Source organism: Bacillus sp. N6, from assembly GCF_052805735.1.
In genome coordinates this window covers 1,884,251-1,909,169 of sequence record NZ_CM127843.1, presented here as the reverse complement: position 1 = coordinate 1,909,169, position 24,919 = coordinate 1,884,251, and the positions used below count along the sequence as shown (strand labels likewise).

Below are 24,919 nucleotides of genomic sequence, written 5' to 3'. Positions count from 1 at the left end.
AAAATATACCCAAACAAACTTTCTCAATATGCTTATATGAAATATTAAAAGGAATCAATATAAAATAATCGAATCTTATTCACTAAAAGGAGTGGATTCGATGGAAATGTATCAATGGCTAACCGCTGTTCTCGTTGGTGGCATTACTGGCTTCGTTTCCCATCTAATCAATAACCAAGGTAAGTTATTGCTTCCACGCCGTTTGAAAACTTTTTTTCACTTTGGATTTTTAACTGATGTTTTTACCGGTAGCCTAGCTGCACTTCTTGGACTCGTTTTATTCGATGTCACCGCAATAAAAGAAATTATAAAAGTATCCATTGTAACTGCTATTTCCGGTCAAACTTTCTTACTACATCAAGCTCTTGGTGGCGAACAGGCTAAAAATACGCAAATTGGGAAAGCTGATGAGAAGATTCAAGAAATTGACAAATTATTGCGACGTTAGTGTATACTTTCTTTTAAAATTATTGTTATAATGAGAAATAAATATTTTCTATTGCGTCGTTTGTCAGGAGAAAGGGTGTTTCGTATGACAAAAAAGAAAATAGAAGATTTCTTAACAAACTCCGAAAAAGAGGAACTGCTAGAAAACTATAAATGTTTACGAGAAGCCCGCACAAAAAGCGAAGCTAACTATTTTGGTGAAGCAGTAAACCATCTATTAAATAAAGCAAAACAACGAATTATTAAAGATGCAGGTATACATGATGAAAATGCTGCAACTGTTCAATCAAAGAGAAAAGCACTGTTTTAGCTACATTAGCTAAAACAGTGCTTTTTATTACAACATTTTTCACATTACTTTCACATCTATTTCACAATTATAAGTACTCCTATATGTTAAACTAGGTATATCCTTTTCCGAGGAGCTATATGCCGATATATAAACCCCTATCTATATAGGGGTTTTTTATTTCCCCATAATTTTATTACAAATCCTTTTCAATCATACAGCTCAACGACGAATTATTAAAAATACAGCAACTATGCAATCAAAAAGCACCTTTTTAACTTATCCTAAAAAATTGTTTTTTGATTTACTAAAACTTTATGATGCAATTCCTTTTTCATTATCTTTACTAATGTTTTCACCTTTTCTAAACAGAAATAAAGCTACAACATATAATAACGCTGTAAAGCTACCTACTAGTATAAAATTGTGAGATGTTGCAAATAACATTCCTGCTATTACCGCACCAATCATTTGGCCAATGTACATCGAGGCGTTAGCAAGGGCAGCACCTGTTCCCCGTGCTATAGTAGACATGTTTTGTAAATGTCCCATCATTAATACAAACAAAATTCCTGTCACAAAAAATAAAACAAAGAAAAAGAATTCAACAAAAATAAGATTCTTTAAATAGGGAAGTATTACATATAACACTGCCGTAAATACAATTCCACCATAGAAAGAAAGATTGTATCCAATTTTATTTACAAGTCTAGGGCCAAAAATATTACCAGCTAAATTTCCTAATCCTAGTACAAGCATAGCCGTACCTACTTCATGAACCTGTAAGCCAAATTGAATGGAAAGCCATACACCAAAAAATGAAAATGCAGCAAAATTTCCGGTTTGAAAAACAAAGTATGCAAAATAAGAAAGTGAAACCTTTGAATCTGTAAGTAATTGTTTATAACGCTGTAAAATCACTTTTTTATTTCCACCTATATGAACCGACTGTATTTCTGGTAATACAACATAAATAAGAATAACAAGTAGTGCTGATAATATACCAATGAAATAGAATGGGATTGTATAATGTATCGTTGCTAAATAAGCTCCCAGTGGCAGCCCTAAAATTTGAGAGATTGATAACCCTGCTGTTGCAACCCCAATTGCTTTCACAATTTGCTTTTTCTCTATAAGGAGCGGAATGGATGCCCACACTTGTGGAGATACAAAAGCTGCACTTACACCTGCTAAAAATCTAAATGTTAGCATCCATAAAAAACTCGGTGCAATTCCACACAAAAACGTACTTATTGCAAAAAAACTCATACCTAGTACCATCACTTTTTTTCTGTTTAATCCATCTGATATAGGACCAGCAATAAGCGCAAATCCAGCATACCCTAAAGCATACGAACTCACCATCCATCCTGACAACTCGGTTGAAACATGATACACCTGTTGTAATGTCGGCAACAGTGGTGAAATTAAGAAAGTGTCTGTACCGATCATAAACATTATCGTGAAAAATACAGCTAGTACTCTATTCATTTAGACCTTCTCCTTATATAAACAGAGGGTACTATCCCTCTGTTTCACTAATCTTCTAAAATAGATTGGATTTCTTTCATGACTCTTTCATTCAATGAAACGTCTACCGCTTTCACACTTTCTCTTATTTGCTCTGCCCGCTTTCCACCAGGTATAACTGTATCAATTCCTTCTTTATTTAATAACCATGCTAACGCTAAATGAGACACTTCAATATCATTTTCTTTAGCTAGCCCTTTTAACTTTTCCACTTTCTTAAAATTACTCTTATATGTATTTTCTTCAAATAGATTTACATTTTGGCGCCAATCAACTTCGTTCAATTTAAAATCTTCTGTATATTTTCCGCCTAATATTCCAAAAGCAAGAGGCCCATATGGAATAAATGAAATACCCGCTTCTATACAATACGGCAACAGTTCTTCCTCAGCCGTACGTTCTAACACATTGTACGGAGATTGTACAACATCTATATGACCATGTTGGTTCGCTTCTTTTAATTGTTCTATGTTTACGTTCGATATTCCAATTGAACGAATTTTCCCTTCTTCTTTTAAACGAGTAAGCTCTCCGATTGAATCTATGTAACTTGTTTCAGGATTTGTAAAATGTAAATAATATAAATCAATATAATCAGTCTGTAATCTTCTTAAGCTATTCTCCACAGCATTTCTTAAATAACTTGGTTCATTGTTAATATAAGTTTCTCCATTTAACAACGGTTGAATTCCACCTTTTGTAGCAAGTATAAACTCATGACGTTTTCCCTTTAATACTTCTCCTACTAATTCCTCTGATCTACCGAAACCATATGAATCTGCTGTATCAAAAAATGTAATCCTTTGCTGAATAGCTTCTTCTACTAATCGCTTTCCTTCTTCTTCATTCACATCAGCATATAAATTATGTCCCCCTACTGCATTTGTACCTAAACCCAACTTTGAAATATTTAATCCTGCCTTTTGCAATTTTGTATACTTCATTTTTTCTCCCCCTATATTTCTATTGTTCGAATATTTTCGAACAATAGAAATATACCACTTTATATGTTATAGTGCAAATATCTTAACTTATACAAGTAGGTGAAATATGCGTACACTCTATCATCCAAATCGAGAAGAAATTCAATTTTCTTCTGTCTTATATGCACTTAGCGATCAAATTCGTTTACAAATTGTAAATATGTTACTAGAGAAAAGTGAACAATCTTGTGGTGCTTTAAACATCCCTATTGCGAAATCAACTTTATCTCACCATTTCAAAGTTTTACGTGAGTCAGGTGTTATGTACACGCGCCTTGAAGGAACACAACGTTTCATTTCAATTCGTGAAGAAGATTTAAATGCTAGATTCCCAGGTTTGTTACAAGTTGTATTACATGCGACAAAGCCATATTAAAAAACATCTCATATTCATATGAGATGTTTTTTAATATGGCTATTCTTTTAATAAATCTATTAATCCATTCCCTTCAGATGTACGTTCGTACCCTAAAGGTACAGTTCTTTTAATAAGTTGTGCATATATTTCCGGCTCTGATAACTTTCGACCGTATTCTTTCTCACACTGTTTAATGAGCAAGGCGAGCGCCCCAGCAATATGCGGCGTCGCCATAGAAGTTCCACTTAACACAGCATATTTCCCATCTGGATACGTAGATAATATTTCATCACCTGGCGCTACTAGATCAATTTCTTGATTTGAATTACTAAAACATGCAATCTTCCGCTCTAAATTAACAGCACCAACTTCAATTACCTCAGAGTAAGCACCTGGGAAATCTAATTCCTCTGTTTCATCATCGCAATCTCCATTATTTCCAGCAGCACATACAACGAGAACATCCTGCTTTACCGCATTTTGAATTGCTTCATGTAATTCTGGAACATCTTGCGGACCACCAAGTGACATTGAAATAATTCTCACTTTCTCTTGATTCGGCCCTCTCCAATTTACAGCATAATGAATTGCCTCAATAATTTGCTCATAACTTCCAGAACCATCTCCCGCTAAAACTTTTAATACTAACATTTTAGCAAGTGGTGCAACTCCTAATACACCGACACCATTTTCAGTCGCGGCAATCGTCCCCGCTACATGAGTACCATGTCCGTTATTATCAAGATACACATTTGGATCAGCTTCATAATCTTTTGTGAAATTTCTTCCGTCGATAATACGATCTTTTAAATCTATATGATTAGTATCACACCCTGTATCTAATACGGCAACGACTACATCTTGCCCCTTCACACTCTTTTCCCATACTTGCGGAGCGTGAATCATTTGTACACCTGGTGGAATTTCATTTACTTGTTCTACCACCTTATTTACGGTAAACGGAATCAATTGTATACCTTTTTGTTTATTCACTGTACTACTCATCGTAATCCCTCCTGAAAATGTATTATTTTCATTTCAGACCACTTTTGAATACGTGTAAATGTAACATTCGTTTTATTCTTTTTGTTTTCCTTCTTTTCAAATATTTCTCAACATCATTTACTAACTCTATACTACTTTTTTATTTTCCCTATGATTTGTAGGAAGTAACACCCCATGTCGTTCAACTACTAACCAAAATAAGAGAACCAATTAATGGTCCTCTTACAGTCTTTTAAAAGAATGATATGTAATTTGAAAAATAATATAAATTAAGACTAAACCTCACTCTTGTTTAAAAACTTTTCTATTTCTTTTACTAAATATTCCGCTCCCTCTATCCCAACAGTAATATTTCCATTTGCTAATGATATGTTCTGTTCTGAAACATCACCTGTGATTTGGCAAGCATTGTAAGGTTGATATTTTTGTAAAATGATTTTATCTGCTTCTACAAAAATTTCAAGCGGTGATTTGATTTGTATTCCCAATACATCGCGTAATTCTTTAGGGATAACAATTCGTCCTAATTCGTCTACTTTTCGAATAACTCCTGTTGCTTTCATATTTCTCCCCCCCTTACTCTATATTAATTTTTTCACCTCGCTTTTTCCATTTTATCACTTTTTGGCAATACTTGCCTCTTTTTAGAAAATTTTGTACTCGAGTTAAAAAAACACATTTAATGCATACGTAATCTCTCTTTCAATTGTTTTACATAACGGGATCTTATAAGTAAGAAGTATACAATTTGAATACCTATGAAAATACTTAATACAACTGTATTTTCTTTAAACAATGAGTACTCAAACATTTGCCCTAACGCAGTTAAGGCTACTGCCCCATGTAATGTTGCAACACCAATTGGAACGAAGAATAAAAGCGCCAATCGAATTGTAACTACCTTCGATAATTCCCCACTCGTCAATCCAACTTTTCGAATCATTTCGAACAAGCGAACATCATCCTCCAAATCGGAGAATAAACGGAAGTAAAGGAAACTTCCTGCGCAAACGAAAAATACTATACCAATAAAGAAACCTACAAATAAAATCGGTCCTGCAATTTGTAAACTTTGGTTTTGTTCGTACTCTTCCGCACTAAACGTTGACTGTTCTTGATACGGTTTAATTTGATGAGTAAGCTCTTTACCAATTTCAATCTCATCTTTCGTTCTTTCAGTTTTATACATATAATCTTTTGTCTCTATAAATCCATCTTGTAATGAATCATATTGATTATTAGAAATTACATAAACATTTCCTCTTAATATTTTCCCCAATGAAGATGAAGTAACTTTTTTCACCTTTAAACTTTCATTCATATTGGGTAAAGTAATTTCTTTTCTTTCTTTCATCGCTGGCCCTGGTATATCAGCTGACAAAAATACAATCTCTTTATTGGCTACAGTATTAAATGGTTCTCCTGTTAACTTTGCATATTCCTTATAATCTGATTCTTTTATAAAAGTGGCGCTTCTTAACGACTGTTCCTCCGTTTTCTTTGTCGAAATATTAGTTTTTGAAGCTGCTATATTATGTTTCTTTAATCCTTTGTCAATCATTTGTATATGTTGTGATTCGTTACTATTCCCTTGCTTAGAATGGTAATGAAACGCAATTGGTCTCTCCATTATCCCTTTCGTCATGGATGCGAATCCGACTAATGTCCCTATTGCGGAAAATGCTACAGTAGAAATAATGGTTACAATAAAGAACATTCTTGCGTTATCTCTCATGCGATACGCTAAATCTGATAACGTAATAATATTAGTCTGTGTCCAATAGAAACGTTTACTTTTTTTACATAATCGAATAATAAAGACACTCAGCTGCTTGTACAACAAATACGTCCCAATAATAACTACCGTTGTAACAGGAATCATCATAATAAATACCATTGCGCCATGCGATAGAAGAGCTCCTACATAGCCAGCACTAAGCAATACTACTGCTAATATTGAAGAAATGATTGATGCTTTCGGTTCCGGTTTTGCCTCTGCTGACCCTCTAAACAACTTCATAATTTTATTTTTACGAATCATTCCTGCACTAAACAATGATATGATCATAAATAATATGAAAAACATAATACTTGTTACAACAATTGCTTTCATCGGTATGTAATAGGATAAGGATATATCTAGTTTTAATATCATCGGGGCGACAAATAGTAATACCCCTGAAAATAACATACCTGAAAGAATACCAAAAATAATTGCCCCTATTCCAATCATAATATTTTCAAAAAAGATAAGACGCTTTAATTGATATTTCGTCATACCTAGCATCATTAAAATTCCTAGCTCACGCTTTCTCGTTTTTAAAAACATTCCCATCGAATATAAAATAAAGAAGAATGTAAATAAATAAATAATAGACTGTGCAAAAGACATACTTACGAATACGTACTGACCCAATTCTCCTGCACTTAATGCCGGATGAAACGCAAAAAATGAATACACAAAAAAGGCCATAATAGCAAATGCACTACTCAAAAAATAGGCTGAGTATGTCCGTCTATTTCGCGTTACATTCCGATATGCGAGTTCTCTAATGTTCATATTACTTCTCCGCCCTTCTTTCTACTAACTATGTTTTTATATTAGTAAAGTACGGAAATACCTTCCATCGATTCAAATGACAAAAACCTTACAGTTTTGAAAGGTTTAAAAAAATTGCTTATACGTAGTACTTTATTTATAATGACTACATTCATATTCATACACACATCCTATTGTATATTCGTTAGTTTTGCGAAATAATAAAGGATAGAAGTATGTACCATTATACATATAAACTTATTTACCGCTTTAATATGAATAGGAGGAAAACATAATGACATTACAAGAACAGATTATGAAAGCATTACATGTTCAGCCTGTAATTGATCCAAAAGTTGAAATTCGTAAACGAGTTGATTTCTTAAAAGATTATGTAAAAAAAACAGGCGCAAAAGGATTTGTACTTGGTATTAGCGGCGGCCAAGACTCTACATTAGCAGGACGCTTAGCACAACTTGCAGTTGAAGAAATTCGTAACGAAGGTGGTAATGTAACGTTTATCGCCGTACGTCTTCCTTATAAAGTACAAAAAGATGAAGATGATGCACAATTAGCATTACAATTCATTCAAGCAGATCAATCTGTTGCATTTGATATTGCTTCAACTGTTGATGCTTTTTCAAATCAATATGAAAACTTATTGGGTGAATCATTAACAGATTTCAATAAAGGTAACGTGAAAGCACGTATCCGTATGGTTACTCAATATGCAATTGGTGGACAAAAAGGGCTACTTGTTATCGGAACAGATCACGCTGCAGAAGCTGTAACAGGGTTCTTTACAAAATTCGGAGACGGTGGTGCAGATTTATTACCATTAACGGGATTAACGAAGCGCCAAGGACGTGCATTATTACAAGAGTTAGGTGCAGACGAGCGACTTTACTTAAAAATGCCAACAGCTGATTTATTAGATGAAAAACCAGGTCAAGCTGACGAAACAGAGTTAGGTATTACTTATGATCAATTAGATGATTATTTAGAAGGTAAAGCAGTTCCAGCTGACGTTGCAGAGAAAATTGAAAAACGTTACACAGTGAGTGAGCATAAAAGACAAGTACCAGCGTCAATGTTTGATGATTGGTGGAAATAAAACATAAAAAAGAAGCTAATCTCATTTAGCTTCTTTTTTATATGTTAACGATATACCCCTACTCTTTTCTCCAATAAATCTTGCAGGCAATCTTCATGCTGTTTACAAAATAACGGTGGCATGTCGTCTAACGGGAAAAACTTCAAATCCAACGTTTCATCACCATCTACTTTTTTGTCGCCCCCAACTATTGAGCATGAAAAACACATCACAATTGACTGTGCCTTGTCTCCATTTGGATATGATTGAAAATATTTTGTATACACTCCAATAAGCTCATTTATTTCTACATCATACCCGGTTTCTTCTTTTATTTCTCGGATTGCAGTTTCCGCAGCCGATTCTCCTATCTCCATTGCGCCACCTGGAAAGCCCCAAGCGTTAAAGTCTCCTCTTTTTTGCAGTAATACTTCTCCTTCTTTATTAAATACACAACCACCGGCAAAGTTTAAGAAAACATAATCATGCCCTACTTTTTCACGTAATTCTTTTATATAATTCGCCATTCTCTTCCCCTTTTCATACTTCTTCTATCGCTATTTCTCATCTTTTTCAAGCAATTCAATAATTCGATCTAGCTTCTGGTTCATATTAATCACGTGGTGTTTCTTTGCAACGCTGCTTTGTAATACTCTTCTAATAAACAAAGTAAATGATATGAAAAACAAAACGATAAGTCCGATTACTAAACAAGTATATATCAATATGAAAATATTACTTTCGAACAAGTTCATTCAGCATTCACATCCTCTCCTTTTTATTTTATCACATAATTCCCAATATTTTAAAGTAATCAACAAATATAAAAAGAGCATCTTTTACAGATGCTCTTTCTCATTGCTTAATACGTAAATGTAATTGTCGCCAATGAATAACCAGCCAATGCACTATAAGGTGCTACTTGATAAGACACACGCTTTGCACCTTTTGGCCAATTTATTTCATTTAATACTTTCTTTATATCTTGCATCGTTCCATCCATGGACTGCTTATATCGTACTTCTACTTTTTCTGGTTTGGCTGCAAACTGTTGCTGCAACTTTTGCTTAAATTCATTATAATTTTCTGCTCCGTATTCTGCAGATAAGTATTGTAAATTTGTTTCTTTTAACATCTGCTCATATACAACAGTTTTTGAGCTACCAGCTTTTATTTTATTTGTTAATTCACCAAAATAACTTGTAGTAGCCGCTGGATATTTGCTACGATCCCATTCGTGATCTTTACTTAACTGTTCGTCAGACATATTAAAATATGAGTAAGTTATACGCCCTGCTTTATCTGGTACTGGATCATCAAATGTAGTATCTAGGTGATACCATTTGTTTTCGATGTTCACTAAATTCCACGCGTGAGCTTGTCCATTTCCTGTGCCTGTTACAATATGGTTTTGAATACCTGCCTCTTTTAACAACTCATACGTTAATAAAGTATATCCTTGGCAAACGGCAGAACGATTCGCTAACGCTTCATATGCTGTATACGCTTGATAAGACGTATCATAAGACACATGCTTCACAACGTAATCGTGAATAGCTTTTACTTTCTCATGCTCATCCATCCCTAGTTTTACAATTGATCCAACAATTGCTTTCGCCTGCGCTTTTACATATTGAGTTTGTTCTTTTGATTCACGGTATTTTACTTGCAGTGTAAACGTATAGTTCCCTGGCATTCCTTTAATAGAATATCTAGTAGACGCTACATTATATTTTACATACTCATCAGCATCTACAATTTTATTAAACTCACCATACAATTGATCCATAATATTTCTAGCATTTCTATCTTTTGTTTTATATGTGATTGTAATATTTTCTTCTCGATTATCAATCTGTTTTTTTAATTCTTTTCTGAAATCATCTAATAACTTTACATCTGATTGTGCTGTCACTGCAGTCGGATTTGTAGCTGCATAAGATACAGATGACGCTTGTAAGCCTCCCATTACTATAGTTGAACAAAGTGCGGCAGCTGTCACATACTTGCTTGTCTTTCCCATCTTGTCACTCCTTACATTCTATAACTATACGAAAAAGTATCGTATAGTTTCAGAGTATACAATACTTTTTCGTATAGGTCATATGAGATTATGCATATTAACTAATTCACATAAAAAGGTTGTTCTTTTTAAAAGAACAACCTTTTTTCATTAGCAAGTTTGTAATACGCAGCATGTATTTTCAAAACGTTGATTTTTCAAATCTTCATTACTAATACAGAAATATAGCATCCCTAGTTCTCCCCAAACCATATTACAATTTTTATGATCTGAATCAATTTGGAATAAAAGAGTCATTTGCTGCGGGTTTACTCCCATATATTCTCCTGTCTCATATAACACTTCTTCTTGTACAGAGAATGGTTCACCAAACATTTGATGGTTATCGTAGTTATCCGGAATTAGCTCTTCAAGTAATTGTAAGAAACGATCTGAATCAGCCTCATCTTCAATGAAAAGCTCTGGTAATTTGTATGTCAGTTCAAAAGTAATTGCACACTGGTTATATTTCGTTTGTATTTCATTTTCTCTTCGTAATTGCTCTACAGGAACATCATAATAAAGTACACGCCCAGCTTCTGTTAGATTCACATTTTCTTCAAAATAATTTTCAATGCAAAAGAAATACAGCATCCCCGTCTTAGGAAGATTGTGATCCATACCAACGTTTTGTAAATCACTTAAGTTAAATTGCGCGATAAATTGTAGCGGCTTTCCTTTATGCTTTGGATATTCAAACAAAGCTGGTAAATCAGGAACTCCCCCCATTTTCGAACTACCTATCGCAACAGTTTCCTGCTGCTTTGGCACAACTTTTATACAAGGAAATACAGTATTAATAAGTTCCTCTTTCAAGTGTGTTAGTTCATATTTATCAATTAATACTTCAATTTTTTTATTCATAAATTCTCCTTACATTTACATACTTATTTATATCATAGTACAAAGATTATACTTCATTCTTTACAAAATCAACAAGCCTCCAAAAAACGGGCTTATCCTTCGTACGCGAACAAGTTTAAAAAAGCATACTATACATTGTTCCTACAAACACGATAATTCTTTAGTTCTTCCAGTACATTTTCCCCTCGTTCATTTTCATTTTTAATATAAGGAGGAATTCCACATGGGTTACGGATATAGTTGCGGCGGTTACGGTTACGGCGGTAGCTGTGGTGGTTGTGGTTACGGAGGTTTCGCTTTATTAATCGTTTTATTTATCCTTCTAATCATCATCGGAGCTAGCTGTTGGGGCGGCTTTGTAGGCTGCTAGTAAACTTAAAAACTATTGTAAAAAAGCACGTACCATACGTGCTTTTTTGCCATTTCCAAATCTTTCATTCGAAAGGAAGTATGTTTAATGAAGATTGATGGTGTTTTTGAAGGAGGCGGTGTGCGCGGTATTGCGCATGTCGGGGCAATTTGCGCGTTAGCCGAAAAAGGTTATGAATGGGAACGTGTAGCTGGTACATCGGCTGGTTCGATTATTGCAGCGCTCCTAGCAGCAGGATATTCTTGTTCAGAGTTAAAAACGATTATTACTGATATTGATTATAATAAATTTACGAAAAGAACTTTTATTGATAGAATTCCTTTTATCGGTAAGGGACTAAGTGCATGGACTACTCTAGGTATATACTCTAATGTATTTATAGAAGAATGGATTGAAGAATTACTTCGAAAAAAAGGTGTTCATTTATTTACTGATTTACCAGATCTAAACAAACTCAAAATCATTGCCTCTGACATTAGTAATGGTAAAATGGTTGTCTTTCCTGACGACTTACCAAACTACGGATTTTTAAATTATCGCTTCTCTATCGCTAAAGCGGTAAGAATGAGTAGTACAATCCCCTTCTTCTTTGAACCCGTAAAATGGAGAACTCCAAAATGGAAGCAGCCTTGTTATATGGTTGATGGAGGAATTCTAAGTAATTATCCAATTTGGATCTTCGATTCACCTACCGCTCCTCGCTGGCCGACTTTCGGATTTCATTTTGTAAAAGATGAGATTCAAGCTGACCCTGCTCACTATAACGAGCCTATTTCTATGTTCAAAGGACTATTTAAAACAATGATGCAAGCTCACGATTTACGTCATTTAGATAAGGAATCAAAAGCAAGAACCATTACAATTCCAACAGGAACGATTACAAGTACTAATTTTGAACTGACAAAGGAAGAAAAAGAATGGCTTTACAATTCTGGTTATAACTCTGCTAATAAATTTTTACAAGCTTGGAACTTTAGGCAATATATTGATGAATATAGAAAAGGAAATCAAGACCGAAAGACAAATCGATTTTTTCGTCAACTTGACTCATAATATTATTATTTTGCATACAAAAACGTTTGACAAATTAATAGTAAATAAGCCTAGTAATTTCTTATATTACTAGGCTTATTTACTTCCTATACAATCTCGTACATTGTTTAAGGGTACGATAACCCTTCGGCTTCTTCTGCAGTAATAACTATGTAACGATTTCCCGTTCTTAATCCTAACAGTTCTGCTTTTTCAATTGCTTCTTGCTGCGTCTCCGCATAAGCAGCTAAATATTTTTCTCCATTGATCATTTGGCAAATTACATATTGTTTCATTACTTTCTCCTCTTACTTTTTCATTAGTTGTGCAAGTTTTTTTATACCTATTTCAATTTCTTCTAACGTTGCGTATGAATACGATAGGCGCAAAAATTGATTTGCACTTCTATCATATAAAGTACCTGGGTTTAATAAAACCTTTTCTTGCAGAGCTTTATCAAATAAACTGCGATATGAAATGGGTACTTTTATATGTACCCATATATAAAACCCGCCTGTTGGTTCATGCCAAGTTGCTATTTCATGAAGATATTTATCTAACATTAGTAACATAAAATCTCTTCGTTTTTTCAATTCACTTCTTACAAATCGCAAATGCTCATCATATAGACCATTTGTAAACCACTCTGCTGCAATTTGCTGAGATATAGTGCTTGAACCATAATCTGTTTGCATTTTTATGTCTGACAATCTTTGAATTACTGGCTCGGGTCCAACAATCCATCCAATTCTTAAACCTGGACTAATTACTTTGGACATGCTTCCAATATGTAGTACAATTCCATTTTTATCATAGGCTTTTAAAGGTTTCGAACTAGGTACATCAAACCATAAGTCTTGATACACTGCGTCCTCTATAATAGGTAATCCAATTTCATTACATACTTCCATTATTTCTTTTCGCTTCTTAGTATTCATACTAAAATTCGTCGGATTATGAAAAGACGGGATTGTATATAAAATAGAGGCATTGAACTGCTTCTTATATTTCTTAATATATGATGTATGTAACCCGCTCTCATCCATTGGGATTCCAATTAAACGTACTCCTGCTGATTGAAAAACATTAAGCGAATATAAATAGGATGGTTTCTCTAATAAGATTGATGCCCCTTTCGAAAGAAGCCCCATAGAAATAAGTTGCAACGCTTGAATTGCTCCTGAAACAATTAATATAGAGGCAGGAGATACATATACGCCATGCTCCTTTAAGTATTCGGAAATCTTTTCCCTTAAATACAGATTTCCTTTCGGCTCTTCATACCCAAGCGTCACATTTGACTTTAAAAGCTTATTCATAATTTCTTTCATCTTTTTCTCAGGTAAGAGACTCGGCGCGAGCTCACCTGTTCCTAACCGAATTACATGTGGATAAAATTCAGCTTGATTAATCTCTTGAATAGCTGGGAGATTCGGATAATGAACTCCTGTTTCTACATAAGACTGCCAATTAGGCGGGGATGCGTAAGTTGAAGCATTCTCATTATTATTTACAACAATTGTTCCTTTCCTGCCATTCCCTTCAATATATCCCTTCGCAACTAGTTCATCGAAAGCCATTACAATTGTGCTTCGATTCACACCAAATGTATGGGCCAAATCTCTTTGTGAAGGTAATTTCGTTCCAACGGTCCATTCTCCATTAACGATCCTTTCTTTTATATACGTTTCTATTTGTTTATACAGCGGCGTCGCTAGAGACATATCCGGTTTCCAAACGAATCTTTCCATCATATCACCTTATATTCTTTTTGGTTGGTAAACTCCCCAACCATATGGATGGATACAAATTTTCATTTCTTCTATACAATATACACTATCATAATGAATTAAAATAGGAGGTAATATAATGAGTGAAGCAATTATTCATGGTATCATTCTTGCATTTGGACTTATCATTCCATTAGGTGTACAAAATGTTTTTGTCTTTAACCAAGGCGCTAGCCAACCAAACATTTGGAGGGCAGCCCCTGTAGTATTAACTGCCTCTATATGTGATACGTTACTCATATTGATTGCGGTGCAAGGTGTCTCCCTTGTACTCCTTACTTTTTCTTGGCTAACTAACTCGTTATATATAATTGGATTTTTCTTTCTCCTATATATGGGCTTTGTTATTTGGAGAAGTAACCCTTCCAACGATGTAAAACAAGAAAAAAGTATGCCCTTAAAAAAGCAAATCCTTTTCGCAGCATCAGTTTCGTTATTAAATCCACATGCTATTTTAGACACAATCGGTGTAATTGGAACAAATTCTATTCAATACATAGGAAGTGAAAAATGGGCTTTCACACTTGCAACTATTATCGTTTCTTGGATTTGGTTTATAAGCTTAGCTTTAGCGGGGAAATTTCTAAAAAGACTAGACTCAACCGGAAAGACAATTTTATTATTAAATAAATTTTCTGGTCTCATCATATGGGGTGTCGCACTTTATATGTTAAAACAAGTTATTTATTCTTAATGAACGAAAGAGAATTGCATGTTACTCAAAACATCATGCAATTCTCTTACAAATTATGAAGTAGGTTCCGGTTTCTGTTTTACCGCCTTTGCATCTTTTGCTGGTTTAATCCAAATGATTGCTATAACAGCACCAATGGCAGCGAAAATACTAGTCAAATAAAACACTTCATGGTCCGCCCCTTTCATGAAAAAAGAATATAAAGGTGGTCCAGCTGCTACACCGATAAATCGCATTGAACTGTAAAATGACGTAACTGTTCCCCTTTGCTCCTTTTCAATTCCTTGTGTAATGAGGGCATCTAAACATGGGAGTGCCATACCAATCCCTATCCCCATAATAACGAGACAAAGAAGTAGTAAATAAATCCCTTTTATAAATAAAGGAATGATGACTGATGCAGCTGCCATTAAAAAACCAATATAAATACACTTCTTCATAACATTTTGATTATCTCCAATTTTTTTACCGGCCATATAGGAACTAAGTGACAGTACAAGTAACGGGATAGCAAGCACACACCCTTTCCATATACCATGAATGTCATACTTTGATTCCAGTATAGTCGACAAATAAAAGAGAATTCCGAATAAAATAAGCATAATAATTGCACCTAATGCAAAAATGGCAATTAACCATCTTCCTTTTTCTCGAAACGTAGACAGAATAGATTTTATAAACTCTTTAAGTGGTGGTACTTCTCCTTCTTGTTTCTTTGCCTTTACTAGAACAAGTAATAAAACAATTGATACTACGCATAAAATTGGAATCGCCCAAAATGGTAAGAACCATACAACGGCAGCAAGAGCAGACCCTAAAATAGGGCTCAGCACTTTCCCAAATGTATTAGATGTTTCTATGATTCCTAAACCTGTACTAACTTGTTTTTCGTCTTTGTATAAATCACCAACACACGGTATAACAACTGGCATTGCACCAGCAGCACCAATACCTTGAATCGCTCTACCAATCAATATCCAATTGTAGGGATTATCAACTTTCCAAGATACCCAACCAGTTATCGCTCCTCCTATAGCTGCAATCAGCAAACTCGGAACCATTACCATCTTTCGTCCCCATCTATCTGATAAATAACCAGCAATCGGTATAAGTAGAATGGCTACGATAGAGTAAATTGTAATAATCATGGATACTTGAAACGATGAAATATGTAATTTCTTTTCAATAGTCGGCAAGATTGGGATGAGCATTGAATTCCCTAATGTCATAACAAGTGGAACTGATGCAAGCGCAATTAAACAACAGTTTTCTTTTTTTAACATGTTGGCTTCGAAACCTTTCATCATATATTTCTTACCATATAATAGCCCCGCTGGAACGTAACTTTTCATTCCACCAGGGCTATTACATCTTTACTACTTCCCATTCACAACAAAAGAAATTGGGGAAATTATAGTATTATTCCTATTCTTTGAATCCAGTTCACAATATATCCATACCAATTAATTGAAAAAAAAAGAAAGGAAGAATCCTTCCTTTCTCCTATAACCTTCTACAATTAGCGAGTATATCCGCCACCAAGTTGTTGTTCTGCCATCGCTACAAGGCGTTTTGTAATTTCACCGCCTACAGAACCGTTTGCACGTGAAGAAGTATCAGCGCCAAGTTGTACACCAAACTCTTGTGCAATTTCATATTTCATTTGATCTAAAGCTGCTTGTGCTCCATGTGATGCTAATTGATTAGAATTACGATTTCTAGCCATTACCAATCACCTCCTTATTTATATATAAATTGTGTTAAATTCAAATTAAAATACATGGAAATTTTTGGTTATTTTTTACCATAAAAAAAGAGCCTCTAAAACGAGACTCTCACATCATTTCACATTACGAAGTTACTACTTCTAATTTTCTATTTATTAATACTTTCATTTCTTCTTTTAATATCTCTTTTGCATTATGTCCAAACCATTCTAAGGAAGCAAAAAGATCCGTACCTCTCACTTTCTGAATAATCTCATCATAATTTACAATACCTTCAAATAACGGAACCATACCAATACGACTTCCTGCTGCAGCATATACATTATTAGGTTCAAACACATGCAAATAATCCGCTGAAGATATATTCTTAAAATGGTAATGTAGTATCCACGGCTTTAATCGATGGAAACTGTCTATTGGATCTGCGCCAGACTCCCATATATGAAGAAAATCAAGATTTATTTTTAAATTCGGATGGTTTACTTCTTCTAATAACTCTATAGTAGAAGGCAATGTGTCCGTTAGTGTATTGGGATGTGTTTCTAACAGCACATACATATTGTTCTGAGCAAACACATCACAAATCTTACGTATTCGCTTCACATACTCTTTTCTCTCTTGTTCCGAGAAGTCCTTGCTCCCTTTTTGCCCAGCAAACGTGCGAATTTTATTCGTATTAAACCAATTAGCTAGTACTACAAGTTGTTCACTTTTCTCTATCGTTTTTTCAAAATCTGCTGATAATGATATATCTAAGTAATCACTTATCATCGTAATTTCTAAGTTTTTATCCTTTAGAAAATTCAATTCTCGTTCTGTCGTTTCACGTTCTTGCATGTACAAATTTTGTGCATGCGTCCCCCATAATTCAATTCCTTCAAAACCGTTTTCATATGCAAATTGAACAATATCAGTAAATGAAATTAATTGATGACGAAATGAAATGGTACATAGCGAATATTTCATAGCATTAAACTCTCCTATCTTAAATTCAGTTAGCTTATTAAAGAGTTGCGACAGATTGATTTGTTTTCATACCTTTCCATGATAGAAACTGTCTCTCTAATTCCTTCTTAATTTGCAGTTCAATTGCATTCATTTCATCCAGTTTTTCAATAATCGATACTAGCATACCTTTATTATTCGTCATTGCCATTTTAATTGCACGATACTGTACATTTGTAAATCCTTGTACAATATCCTCTACTCGATCACACCAATAATCAAATTCTTGCTCCGAATATTGCAACGTTTCACGGAAGTATGCAAAGGCATGCTCATAACTATATTTACGAATTGCAAGTACTGGTATTTGTTTTACTGCTGCTACAAGTCCAGAAAGCGCATATCCTTCTTCCTCATTTGCCATTTTTACAATTAAATTTTTCAGTTCCATAGTCAGTTCATTGTCGTTCTTTTTGAATGTTTCTGTGAAATAACTAGCTACTGTTTCTTGCGTTGGCTCTCCAATTCCTTCTATATCAATGAAATAACCTCCACCAAATGGGTTATCTTGAATAGAGTGAAGTACTTTTTCTCTTTCCATATTTCCTTCCCAACGAAAATCAGGATCTAGCATGAACCATTCTTCTTCTTTCTCTGTTTTTGATATCATTAAATAATGTGGAAACGGTTTTTGATGAAATTTATTTTCCCTCTCTGGTAATAGAGACATATCAACCATTACAATGACATAACGATTTTCCGGCTTGTTTTCTACTAATTCTAAAAACGTTTCTACATTGCTATCTTTATCTTTTGCATGATCATACCATTCGTTTACTTTAATACCGTACAATTTTTCAAACCAAAGTAAATAATGATCATGGTTAATGTTTTCAGAGTGATATGAAATAATTCCGCCTTCTGTTATATCAAAATCTCCATCCCATAGTCCAAAATAAAATGGACGAAAATCAATGTCGCTACGCCTTTTTATAATTTCACAAAAACAACTCACTAAACAGTGCACTTTAATTGAAGTCATACTCTCATCCCCTTTCCTAAAGGTTAGTTATTCACATTTACTTCCTGTAACGGCTCTAACTCTTCCATAAAATCAAGCAAAGATCCTACAGTAAGAAATGCCTTTGGGTCTACCTCATCCTCTGGAACGCATAGCTTTACATCCATTTCTATGTATACAATAAGCTGTAACATCATTACCGAATCTATATATAAATCTTGATTTAAGCGCATCGTTTCTTCTAAATGCGTTACATTTTTCAGTTCCATTTTTTCTATCATAATTTTTAACACGGCATTCTTTAACGCTTCCCGTCTCATGTTGTAACCTCTCCCATCTCTAGTAACTTTCTACTTACTTTTCCAGTTTTATTTTTAGGAATTTCATTTACACTTTCAATTTCATACGGAACTTTATAAGAAGGTAAGTGCTGAATACACCATTCTCTTATTTTCACTGGATCAACATGAGAGATCACTTTCGCTTTAACTATTTCGCCCATCACAGGATGTTTCCCTCGATATACAATTGCCTCTTGCACACCTTCCAATTGAAGCATCGTTTCTTCTACCTCTATAGGAAAGACTTTTAATCCTGAAACATTAATTACATCGTCCATACGCCCCATAAAATGAATGCCACGCTCAGATTTATACCCTAAATCTTTCGTGAAAATTTCCTTATCATTCATTTTCACGACGATTTCTTCCGGTGCATTTTCATCTGAACCTATGCTTATACTCGCATGAGATAGAGGGTTTCCTAAATCTAAATGGCTCTTCATATCATGACATATACTAATACAACCTGCTTCAGAACAACCGTATTGCTGCATCATATATGTTGTCATTTCTTTTAGTTTATAAAATAGTGCTTCTGGCAAAGGCGATCCTGATGTCATAATTTTATGAAACTGGAACGTTCCTAATGGAAAACTCCCCATAATGTGTAACATAAGTGGTACTGCATATATGATATGTTTTTCTGTATTGCGAACTATATTTAATGCGAATTTAGGATTTTTGTTCGTAATAATTACAGGTTTGCTCCCCCTCGTAATTGCGGATAACGTACCACATATTAGTCCGTATGAATGTGAAACAGGAGCCATAACGATTGGCACTTCATCTACTTCACAGTTTAAAGCTTCATTATAGGCAGTAATTTCTGTATCAACTTCCATCCATGCTCTACGAATCAGTTTCGGTTCTCCCGTAGTTCCCGAACTATATTGCAATAAAGAAGGCTCTTCTAGTAAAAAGTTCCCTACTTCTAATTTTGTAAAATCGCCATATTCTCCATATAAAATCCCTACACAATTTGCACGCTTTGCCATTTCAATAGCCGTTTCTTTTGGCGTATCTTCATGTATAAGTAATACTGATGATTTCTTTTCTTTTAAGAAAAACACAAGCGTAATAATATCGAATGGATCTTTCAGACAAAGTGCAAATCTATTTCCTTCTGCTTTTTGAAATTGTTCCATTTCCTCATAAACTTGTAATCTCAATTCAAAATCACTTTTGCTATACTCTTGTTTATTAACAATTAGCATAATTTCCTCCTGTAACAACTGATTTTTGTTTCATAAGTTGTCTTACTCTATACAATGGATTTGGAACTTCATGAACAAGCGATTCCACATCCATATATAATCGACGTTTCGTTAATTGTTCAGCATAGAATGTAGGTGCATATAATTGAATATTTTCAAATCTACCTTTCAAATGTGGATATATTCTTAAATGATCTTCAATTTCTTCAACAACCATCATCCAAAAATGTTCTTCTTTCAATCCATACTCATCCGCAAGTACGAATGCTAATTCTCCTAAATTAAACAGGAAAAGTGCATCTAACACCATCTCTTGCAAACATTCGATGCGATCCATTTCAAAGAAATCATTCATTTTTCCATTCGCATATGTTTTATGCATTTTAGTAAAGTCGGGACATTTGTCAACTTCTTTCAAATATGGACGATAAAACTCAAGCCCTTCATGAAAATCCTTTAACGCAATACGAACAGGCACCCCTTCTTTATGGACTAGAATCATATTTTGTCCATGTGATTCCATTGCGATACCATGCTCTACAACAAGATGTATAACTGGTATTATCGCTTTTTGAATAAGTAATTGTAGCCAATCCTTCATTCCATATTTGTTCAACCACGCATCAATAATTGGTGTACCACCTTTCTCTTTAGCGTATAAACCATTAAAAGGAATTGCATCCTCTTGTGCATCTAAATACTTATGAATGCTTTCGCGCCAAATACATCCTAATGAACCATATATAGCTTTCTTATTCGTGTCATAAGTTACACTTGAAAACTCGCTTAACAAGATTAAACGTGCTTCATCCATTAAATAAGCGTCATTACTTACAACATCATTTAACCAATTTGATATTGCTGGTGCACTCACAACAGAGTATGGTTTCAGTGTACGGAGTGTTGAAGTGTTGAGTAAATTCATCGATAATTTAACGTACGGTTTCTTTGGACTCGTAATATTTCTTAACGTTCTCATTGACTGTTGCGCGCAATAATCGTCCTCTGATGTTCCTAAATAAATAATAAAATTACCCTGTATATGATCCCCATAATTTGAAATGATGAAATTCTCCCACTGCCATGGGTGAACAGGTATAAACACGTACTGTTTTGGATAACATCCCCTATTACGAATTCGTTCCATAAACTCTTCTAATTTACGATCGCCAATCTCCTCTTTTAAAAGGTCGTTATACATCACTTCATTCTCATAACCTACAGTCGCATAATTCTTATGCGCTGCAATCCATATGAGTTTTATTGGCTGCATAAATTCATATCCATATTGAAAATTGTCACGATATTGAAATCCAACACGTGCTTTATAACTAGGGTGATATGGATGGCCGTCTATTAAATGGCTTTCAAACTCATCGTAAGATTTTTGAGTATATTCTTTCTTATTATTTCTTTCATATTGTGCAATCGTGTCTTTAAATATTGTTTGTTCTAATTCGTGCATAAAAGAATCTAATTTAGCTTGTTCTATACTAGCAACCCGAAAAACTTCTTCTAGAAATTGCGAGACAGATTGTATTTCTTGCTGTTCATCTTGGACTCTTACTATTAATGAGTCTAACGAAATACGTCCAAATGTCATCCGTTCCCTGCCATAGCATTTGTACGTGACACTTTTGTCTTCTTCATCAAGTCCTTGTATTATAAAAAGAATTTGTTCTTCTTTTTCTATGCGAACCGGTGTAATAATCCCCTCATAAATTAACGATTCTACTAATTGACGTAGCACTCTTCTTCGTACTGAAATGTAATCTTCTGATTCGAGCGCCTTCAATACTTTCGTATGATACATGTCCACTCTCATAAAACCCTCCACCTTATGACAAAATACCATTATTTGTATTACGTGAAATTTTAACGCTATTTATGAACGAACAATCACTTCTCTAACGAGCGGATTATGTACTTGCACATAAATTGCTTGCTCTAATGGATTACTTAACTCATCGACATCGAAAAATCTCGTTAGTAAATTTGCTTTACACGCTAACTTATCTTCGTCCAATAATTCTCTTAAAAATGTTGAAGGTTCCCGGTTATACGGAAGGAATGATTCAAGTACAGACCTTAATTCCAAGAGAAGAATTTCCTCCTTAATTAATCCTGCTGTGCCAAAACCATTAATGAGGCCAAACATATGATTGAAAATTAAGTAGTAACGAAATCTCTCATCCACAATATAGTCGTCATATAAATTTCCAGTACGTTCTCCAATACCAACTAATTCATTATTAAGCATCTCTTTCATTGAATTACAGAAATAAAATCCTTGATTATCACGGAAATAATATTTGACCGGATAACCATCTTTTAGTTGAACAACGCTATTTTGCTGATGAGCTTCTAATGCAACACCATACTGTAAATACATCCATACCATTGGCTTTAAAGAAATATTCATATATCGTCTAAACCACTCTAAGCTTACTTCTTCACAGCTTTTACTTTCTAAATCTGCTAGGCGATGAATAATATTCGATAACCGCGTACGCTCCCCAGGTATAGCGTCTTGAACTAGCCCAGCAATTAATGTTGCGTCGTTTGCATGTTCACTATAAAAAGGGTTCTCGCGAATAATCACTTCAAATCCAGATTCTTGTGTTCCATAATTTAATGTAATATAGGCTGGATCACAAATAAAATCAAAGCCTGGAAATCTTTCTCGTACTTCACCAATAGCCGTCTTTAACATTTCCTTCCCTTCAAGACCACTCTCAAGTTCTTTCAGTTTATTAATACGCATTGAATTCGTTACTTTCACCGGAAATGAAAACTTAAGCATATACTTCGAATCGGGATGATACAGTGTCCTTAGTGATGATGTTGCCATATAATACTTACCTACAGGTCCAATATACTCAAGCAATTCTTGAACTATCCAATCTTGTACGTAAGTTTGATGCAAGAGCCATTCTGACTGAAGCGGATGAATTGGAATTAATGCATATTGATCTTCCTTACAGTACTTCTCTATAAATTCCTTACTAACCATCTCATCATTACTTAATTCTTCTTTTATAATCGTTGTTGTAGAATCTGATAATAATGATTTTTCATTTACTATACTTTTATGGGCCCGAAAATAATGAAGCTGACATTCTCCTTTTAATTCTGGAGAATACATTGCATTTTTCCAATCCAATATCCCCTGTCTACTCTTTGGTGTAGGATGAGTTAAATGCCCAAATAATAAAGACTGCTCCGCTTCTATAAAAGTTGTATGGAAACCGTATAATGCGGACGTATCTTCTATTCTCTCTTTTGTAAATTCCTCAATATTTTGACAACTATGGATAACTCGAAGCATAAGTTCCGCAGGATTCGTCCCTTCTCCGTAGTTGATAGACATCTCTTTTATTAAAAATGTAATAACTGTAACGTAATCTGCTTTAATAACAGAATTACTATCTCCAATTTGATAATAAAATTGTTCTCCAAACAAATGACGATCTGTTGATGATTTATATATAACTTCTCCATACAAAGTAACGTTCTGTGCCGATAGCCGACAACATAAATATGTGGGGACTGTATCTCTATTCAACGTATTACTGAAGATAATCTTCATTCTTTCATCCTCTGTAATCCATTCTCCACTCCCTGTTTCTCTTAAATAACAGTTTAAAAAGCTTTGTAATGTTGCATGTTCTGCGATTTGTTTCGCATGCTGCATGTTGGTCCTCCTCTTTATATTAAAGCTATCGAAATTTTATATAATAAACGATAATTGAATGTCGTTATCAATTACGATTCTAATTGATAATGATATTCAATTCAAGAGTATATTTCAGAATTTTTTTATCTGATTTAATTTTTCTTGTTTTCTCTCTTTTCTTTAATCTAGTTAAAAATACACGAAAAAAATACTCAGTTTCATACTACATACTTACTATTTTTCATTAGTAATCTATCCAAAATGGTTAAACAAAAGAGGTATACCTTAATTGGTATACCTCTTTCAAACATAAAGTTTACATAATAATATTATTTAAGCAAATCTATATAACTTTTTGTATAACAAATTCAAATCTCTCCAACAATACGCTGTTTCTTCTACCCTTACTCTCTCTAAAAATTTCGTATCAATTTTTTCAGGGTTAAATTTTTCATAAAACTTTTTAGAAGGATTATTCGTAACAACCCAAACTAAAAGTGATTGCATATCATTGTTTATACAATCCGATAATAAAGCTTGAAATAACTTTTGTCCTATTTTCATTCCTTGATACTCTTGTAAAAGGTAGATTGCATATAATTCTCCATCACAATTATATGTACCAGTTCTTTCTACTCCCCCATCGACGAATCCAACTATGTCTCCATTTAAATTCTCTGCTACAAATCTAAATTGATGATTACCTTCTTTTTGAAAAATATCTTCCCATTGTTTTTCTCGTTTCTCATATGCTACATTATCTAGAATTTCGTCAGCAAATATCCCTTTATACGTTGTTTTCCAACTATCAACATGCACCTTCGCTATACCTGGTATATCATCCTTTATTGCTCTTCTAATATGTATTCCCATCATTTCTCCCCCTTGTTACTCATCATTATATCAATTTCATTCCTTAAAAATCCAAATAAAAAAGAG

The 24,919-nt window shown here is 34.1% G+C and carries 27 protein-coding genes; 7 read left to right on the top strand and 20 right to left on the bottom strand.

From position 1 onward, the window contains the following. Window positions 1–100 precede the first annotated feature (100 nt). Both ACUXVC_RS09870 and ACUXVC_RS09865 read left to right on the top strand, forming a co-directional pair. Window positions 101–448, top strand: coding sequence for a DUF4257 domain-containing protein (locus ACUXVC_RS09870; RefSeq protein WP_000426321.1), 348 nt, complete (start codon window positions 101–103; stop codon window positions 446–448). A gap of 84 nt (window positions 449–532) precedes the next feature. Continuing rightward, the gene (locus tag ACUXVC_RS09865) at window positions 533–757 is read left to right on the top strand and encodes a hypothetical protein (protein WP_000162602.1); all 225 of its coding nucleotides are present in this window, start codon (window positions 533–535) and stop codon (window positions 755–757) included. 294 nt (window positions 758–1,051) lie between these two features. On the opposite strand, the gene ACUXVC_RS09860 is transcribed toward ACUXVC_RS09865, so the two are convergent. Continuing rightward, the gene (locus ACUXVC_RS09860; protein WP_061661205.1) at window positions 1,052–2,227 is read right to left on the bottom strand and encodes an MFS transporter; all 1,176 of its coding nucleotides are present in this window, start codon (window positions 2,225–2,227) and stop codon (window positions 1,052–1,054) included. 47 nt (window positions 2,228–2,274) lie between these two features. Continuing rightward, on the bottom strand, window positions 2,275–3,210 hold the full coding sequence (locus ACUXVC_RS09855; RefSeq protein ID WP_053564707.1) for an aldo/keto reductase: 936 nt from the start codon (window positions 3,208–3,210) through the stop codon (window positions 2,275–2,277). Window positions 3,211–3,316: 106 nt separating this feature from the next. Between ACUXVC_RS09855 and ACUXVC_RS09850 the strand changes: the two genes are divergently transcribed. Further along, window positions 3,317–3,625: an ArsR/SmtB family transcription factor gene (locus ACUXVC_RS09850; RefSeq protein WP_053564708.1), complete on the top strand. Its 309-nt coding sequence runs from the start codon at window positions 3,317–3,319 to the stop codon at window positions 3,623–3,625. Between the two features lie 39 nt (window positions 3,626–3,664). Here ACUXVC_RS09850 and ACUXVC_RS09845 read toward each other — a convergent pair whose 3' ends face one another. The 3 genes from ACUXVC_RS09845 to ACUXVC_RS09835 all read right to left on the bottom strand — a co-directional run bounded on the left by ACUXVC_RS09845 (window position 3,665) and on the right by ACUXVC_RS09835 (window position 7,172). Then, window positions 3,665–4,612 (bottom strand): serine protease, encoded by a 948-nt coding sequence (locus tag ACUXVC_RS09845; RefSeq protein WP_053564709.1) that lies wholly within the window; start codon window positions 4,610–4,612, stop codon window positions 3,665–3,667. A 275-nt stretch (window positions 4,613–4,887) separates the two neighbouring features. After that, window positions 4,888–5,175 (bottom strand): AbrB/MazE/SpoVT family DNA-binding domain-containing protein, encoded by a 288-nt coding sequence (locus tag ACUXVC_RS09840; RefSeq protein WP_000648324.1) that lies wholly within the window; start codon window positions 5,173–5,175, stop codon window positions 4,888–4,890. A 116-nt stretch (window positions 5,176–5,291) separates the two neighbouring features. Continuing rightward, a complete protein-coding gene (locus ACUXVC_RS09835; RefSeq protein WP_001025995.1) occupies window positions 5,292–7,172 on the bottom strand; it encodes an FtsX-like permease family protein in 1,881 nt (626 codons plus the stop codon). Between the two features lie 274 nt (window positions 7,173–7,446). Here ACUXVC_RS09835 and nadE point away from each other — a divergent pair, with 274 nt between their 5' ends. Next, complete coding sequence (nadE, locus tag ACUXVC_RS09830) at window positions 7,447–8,265, top strand: ammonia-dependent NAD(+) synthetase (RefSeq protein ID WP_000174904.1); 819 nt, start codon at window positions 7,447–7,449, stop codon at window positions 8,263–8,265. Between the two features lie 44 nt (window positions 8,266–8,309). On the opposite strand, the gene ACUXVC_RS09825 is transcribed toward nadE, so the two are convergent. From ACUXVC_RS09825 to ACUXVC_RS09810, 4 genes are all read right to left on the bottom strand, one after another. After that, a complete protein-coding gene (locus ACUXVC_RS09825; RefSeq protein ID WP_000024996.1) occupies window positions 8,310–8,771 on the bottom strand; it encodes an NUDIX hydrolase in 462 nt (153 codons plus the stop codon). A gap of 30 nt (window positions 8,772–8,801) precedes the next feature. Beyond that, entirely contained in the window at window positions 8,802–8,999 is a 198-nt protein-coding gene (locus tag ACUXVC_RS09820) for a DUF4083 domain-containing protein (RefSeq protein ID WP_098976725.1), read from the bottom strand. 107 nt (window positions 9,000–9,106) lie between these two features. Continuing rightward, window positions 9,107–10,267: a transglutaminase domain-containing protein gene (locus tag ACUXVC_RS09815; protein WP_098976724.1), complete on the bottom strand. Its 1,161-nt coding sequence runs from the start codon at window positions 10,265–10,267 to the stop codon at window positions 9,107–9,109. 150 nt (window positions 10,268–10,417) lie between these two features. Continuing rightward, the gene (locus tag ACUXVC_RS09810) at window positions 10,418–11,170 is read right to left on the bottom strand and encodes a YwqG family protein (RefSeq protein WP_016081983.1); all 753 of its coding nucleotides are present in this window, start codon (window positions 11,168–11,170) and stop codon (window positions 10,418–10,420) included. Window positions 11,171–11,393: 223 nt separating this feature from the next. Between ACUXVC_RS09810 and ACUXVC_RS09805 the strand changes: the two genes are divergently transcribed. Further along, entirely contained in the window at window positions 11,394–11,540 is a 147-nt protein-coding gene (locus ACUXVC_RS09805) for a YjcZ family sporulation protein (RefSeq protein WP_000540425.1), read from the top strand. 87 nt (window positions 11,541–11,627) lie between these two features. After that, window positions 11,628–12,593, top strand: a complete 966-nt coding sequence (locus ACUXVC_RS09800) for a patatin-like phospholipase family protein (protein WP_000686807.1) — start codon at window positions 11,628–11,630, stop codon at window positions 12,591–12,593. A gap of 107 nt (window positions 12,594–12,700) precedes the next feature. On the opposite strand, the gene ACUXVC_RS09795 is transcribed toward ACUXVC_RS09800, so the two are convergent. After that, window positions 12,701–12,868 (bottom strand): DUF3933 family protein, encoded by a 168-nt coding sequence (locus ACUXVC_RS09795; RefSeq protein ID WP_000816390.1) that lies wholly within the window; start codon window positions 12,866–12,868, stop codon window positions 12,701–12,703. 12 nt (window positions 12,869–12,880) lie between these two features. Next, on the bottom strand, window positions 12,881–14,323 hold the full coding sequence (locus ACUXVC_RS09790; RefSeq protein ID WP_144465424.1) for an aminotransferase-like domain-containing protein: 1,443 nt from the start codon (window positions 14,321–14,323) through the stop codon (window positions 12,881–12,883). A gap of 118 nt (window positions 14,324–14,441) precedes the next feature. Here ACUXVC_RS09790 and ACUXVC_RS09785 point away from each other — a divergent pair, with 118 nt between their 5' ends. Then, the gene (locus ACUXVC_RS09785) at window positions 14,442–15,056 is read left to right on the top strand and encodes a LysE/ArgO family amino acid transporter (protein WP_001287303.1); all 615 of its coding nucleotides are present in this window, start codon (window positions 14,442–14,444) and stop codon (window positions 15,054–15,056) included. A gap of 53 nt (window positions 15,057–15,109) precedes the next feature. On the opposite strand, the gene ACUXVC_RS09780 is transcribed toward ACUXVC_RS09785, so the two are convergent. From ACUXVC_RS09780 to ACUXVC_RS09740, 9 genes are all read right to left on the bottom strand, one after another. Then, window positions 15,110–16,339, bottom strand: coding sequence for an MFS transporter (locus tag ACUXVC_RS09780; RefSeq protein WP_033667350.1), 1,230 nt, complete (start codon window positions 16,337–16,339; stop codon window positions 15,110–15,112). Between the two features lie 236 nt (window positions 16,340–16,575). Further along, window positions 16,576–16,782 carry an alpha/beta-type small acid-soluble spore protein gene (locus tag ACUXVC_RS09775; RefSeq protein WP_000113545.1) on the bottom strand — a complete coding sequence of 69 codons (207 nt, stop codon included), beginning with the start codon at window positions 16,780–16,782 and terminating at the stop codon, window positions 16,576–16,578. A gap of 124 nt (window positions 16,783–16,906) precedes the next feature. After that, window positions 16,907–17,749, bottom strand: coding sequence for a sugar phosphate isomerase/epimerase family protein (locus ACUXVC_RS09770; protein ID WP_098976721.1), 843 nt, complete (start codon window positions 17,747–17,749; stop codon window positions 16,907–16,909). 37 nt (window positions 17,750–17,786) lie between these two features. Continuing rightward, window positions 17,787–18,770: a DUF6005 family protein gene (locus tag ACUXVC_RS09765; RefSeq protein WP_000200705.1), complete on the bottom strand. Its 984-nt coding sequence runs from the start codon at window positions 18,768–18,770 to the stop codon at window positions 17,787–17,789. A gap of 23 nt (window positions 18,771–18,793) precedes the next feature. Then, window positions 18,794–19,069, bottom strand: coding sequence for a petrobactin biosynthesis protein AsbD (gene asbD / locus ACUXVC_RS09760; RefSeq protein WP_001250560.1), 276 nt, complete (start codon window positions 19,067–19,069; stop codon window positions 18,794–18,796). Next, the gene (locus ACUXVC_RS09755) at window positions 19,066–20,304 is read right to left on the bottom strand and encodes an AMP-binding protein (protein ID WP_098127526.1); all 1,239 of its coding nucleotides are present in this window, start codon (window positions 20,302–20,304) and stop codon (window positions 19,066–19,068) included. The genes asbD and ACUXVC_RS09755 overlap by 4 nt, the downstream gene beginning before the upstream one ends. Then, window positions 20,291–22,129, bottom strand: a complete 1,839-nt coding sequence (locus ACUXVC_RS09750) for an IucA/IucC family protein (protein WP_144465423.1) — start codon at window positions 22,127–22,129, stop codon at window positions 20,291–20,293. Before ACUXVC_RS09750 ends, ACUXVC_RS09755 begins: the two co-directional genes overlap by 14 nt. A 60-nt stretch (window positions 22,130–22,189) precedes the next feature. Continuing rightward, window positions 22,190–23,998, bottom strand: coding sequence for an IucA/IucC family protein (locus ACUXVC_RS09745; protein WP_098127525.1), 1,809 nt, complete (start codon window positions 23,996–23,998; stop codon window positions 22,190–22,192). Window positions 23,999–24,313: 315 nt separating this feature from the next. Next, window positions 24,314–24,856: a GNAT family N-acetyltransferase gene (locus tag ACUXVC_RS09740; RefSeq protein ID WP_061661211.1), complete on the bottom strand. Its 543-nt coding sequence runs from the start codon at window positions 24,854–24,856 to the stop codon at window positions 24,314–24,316. Window positions 24,857–24,919 lie beyond the last annotated feature (63 nt).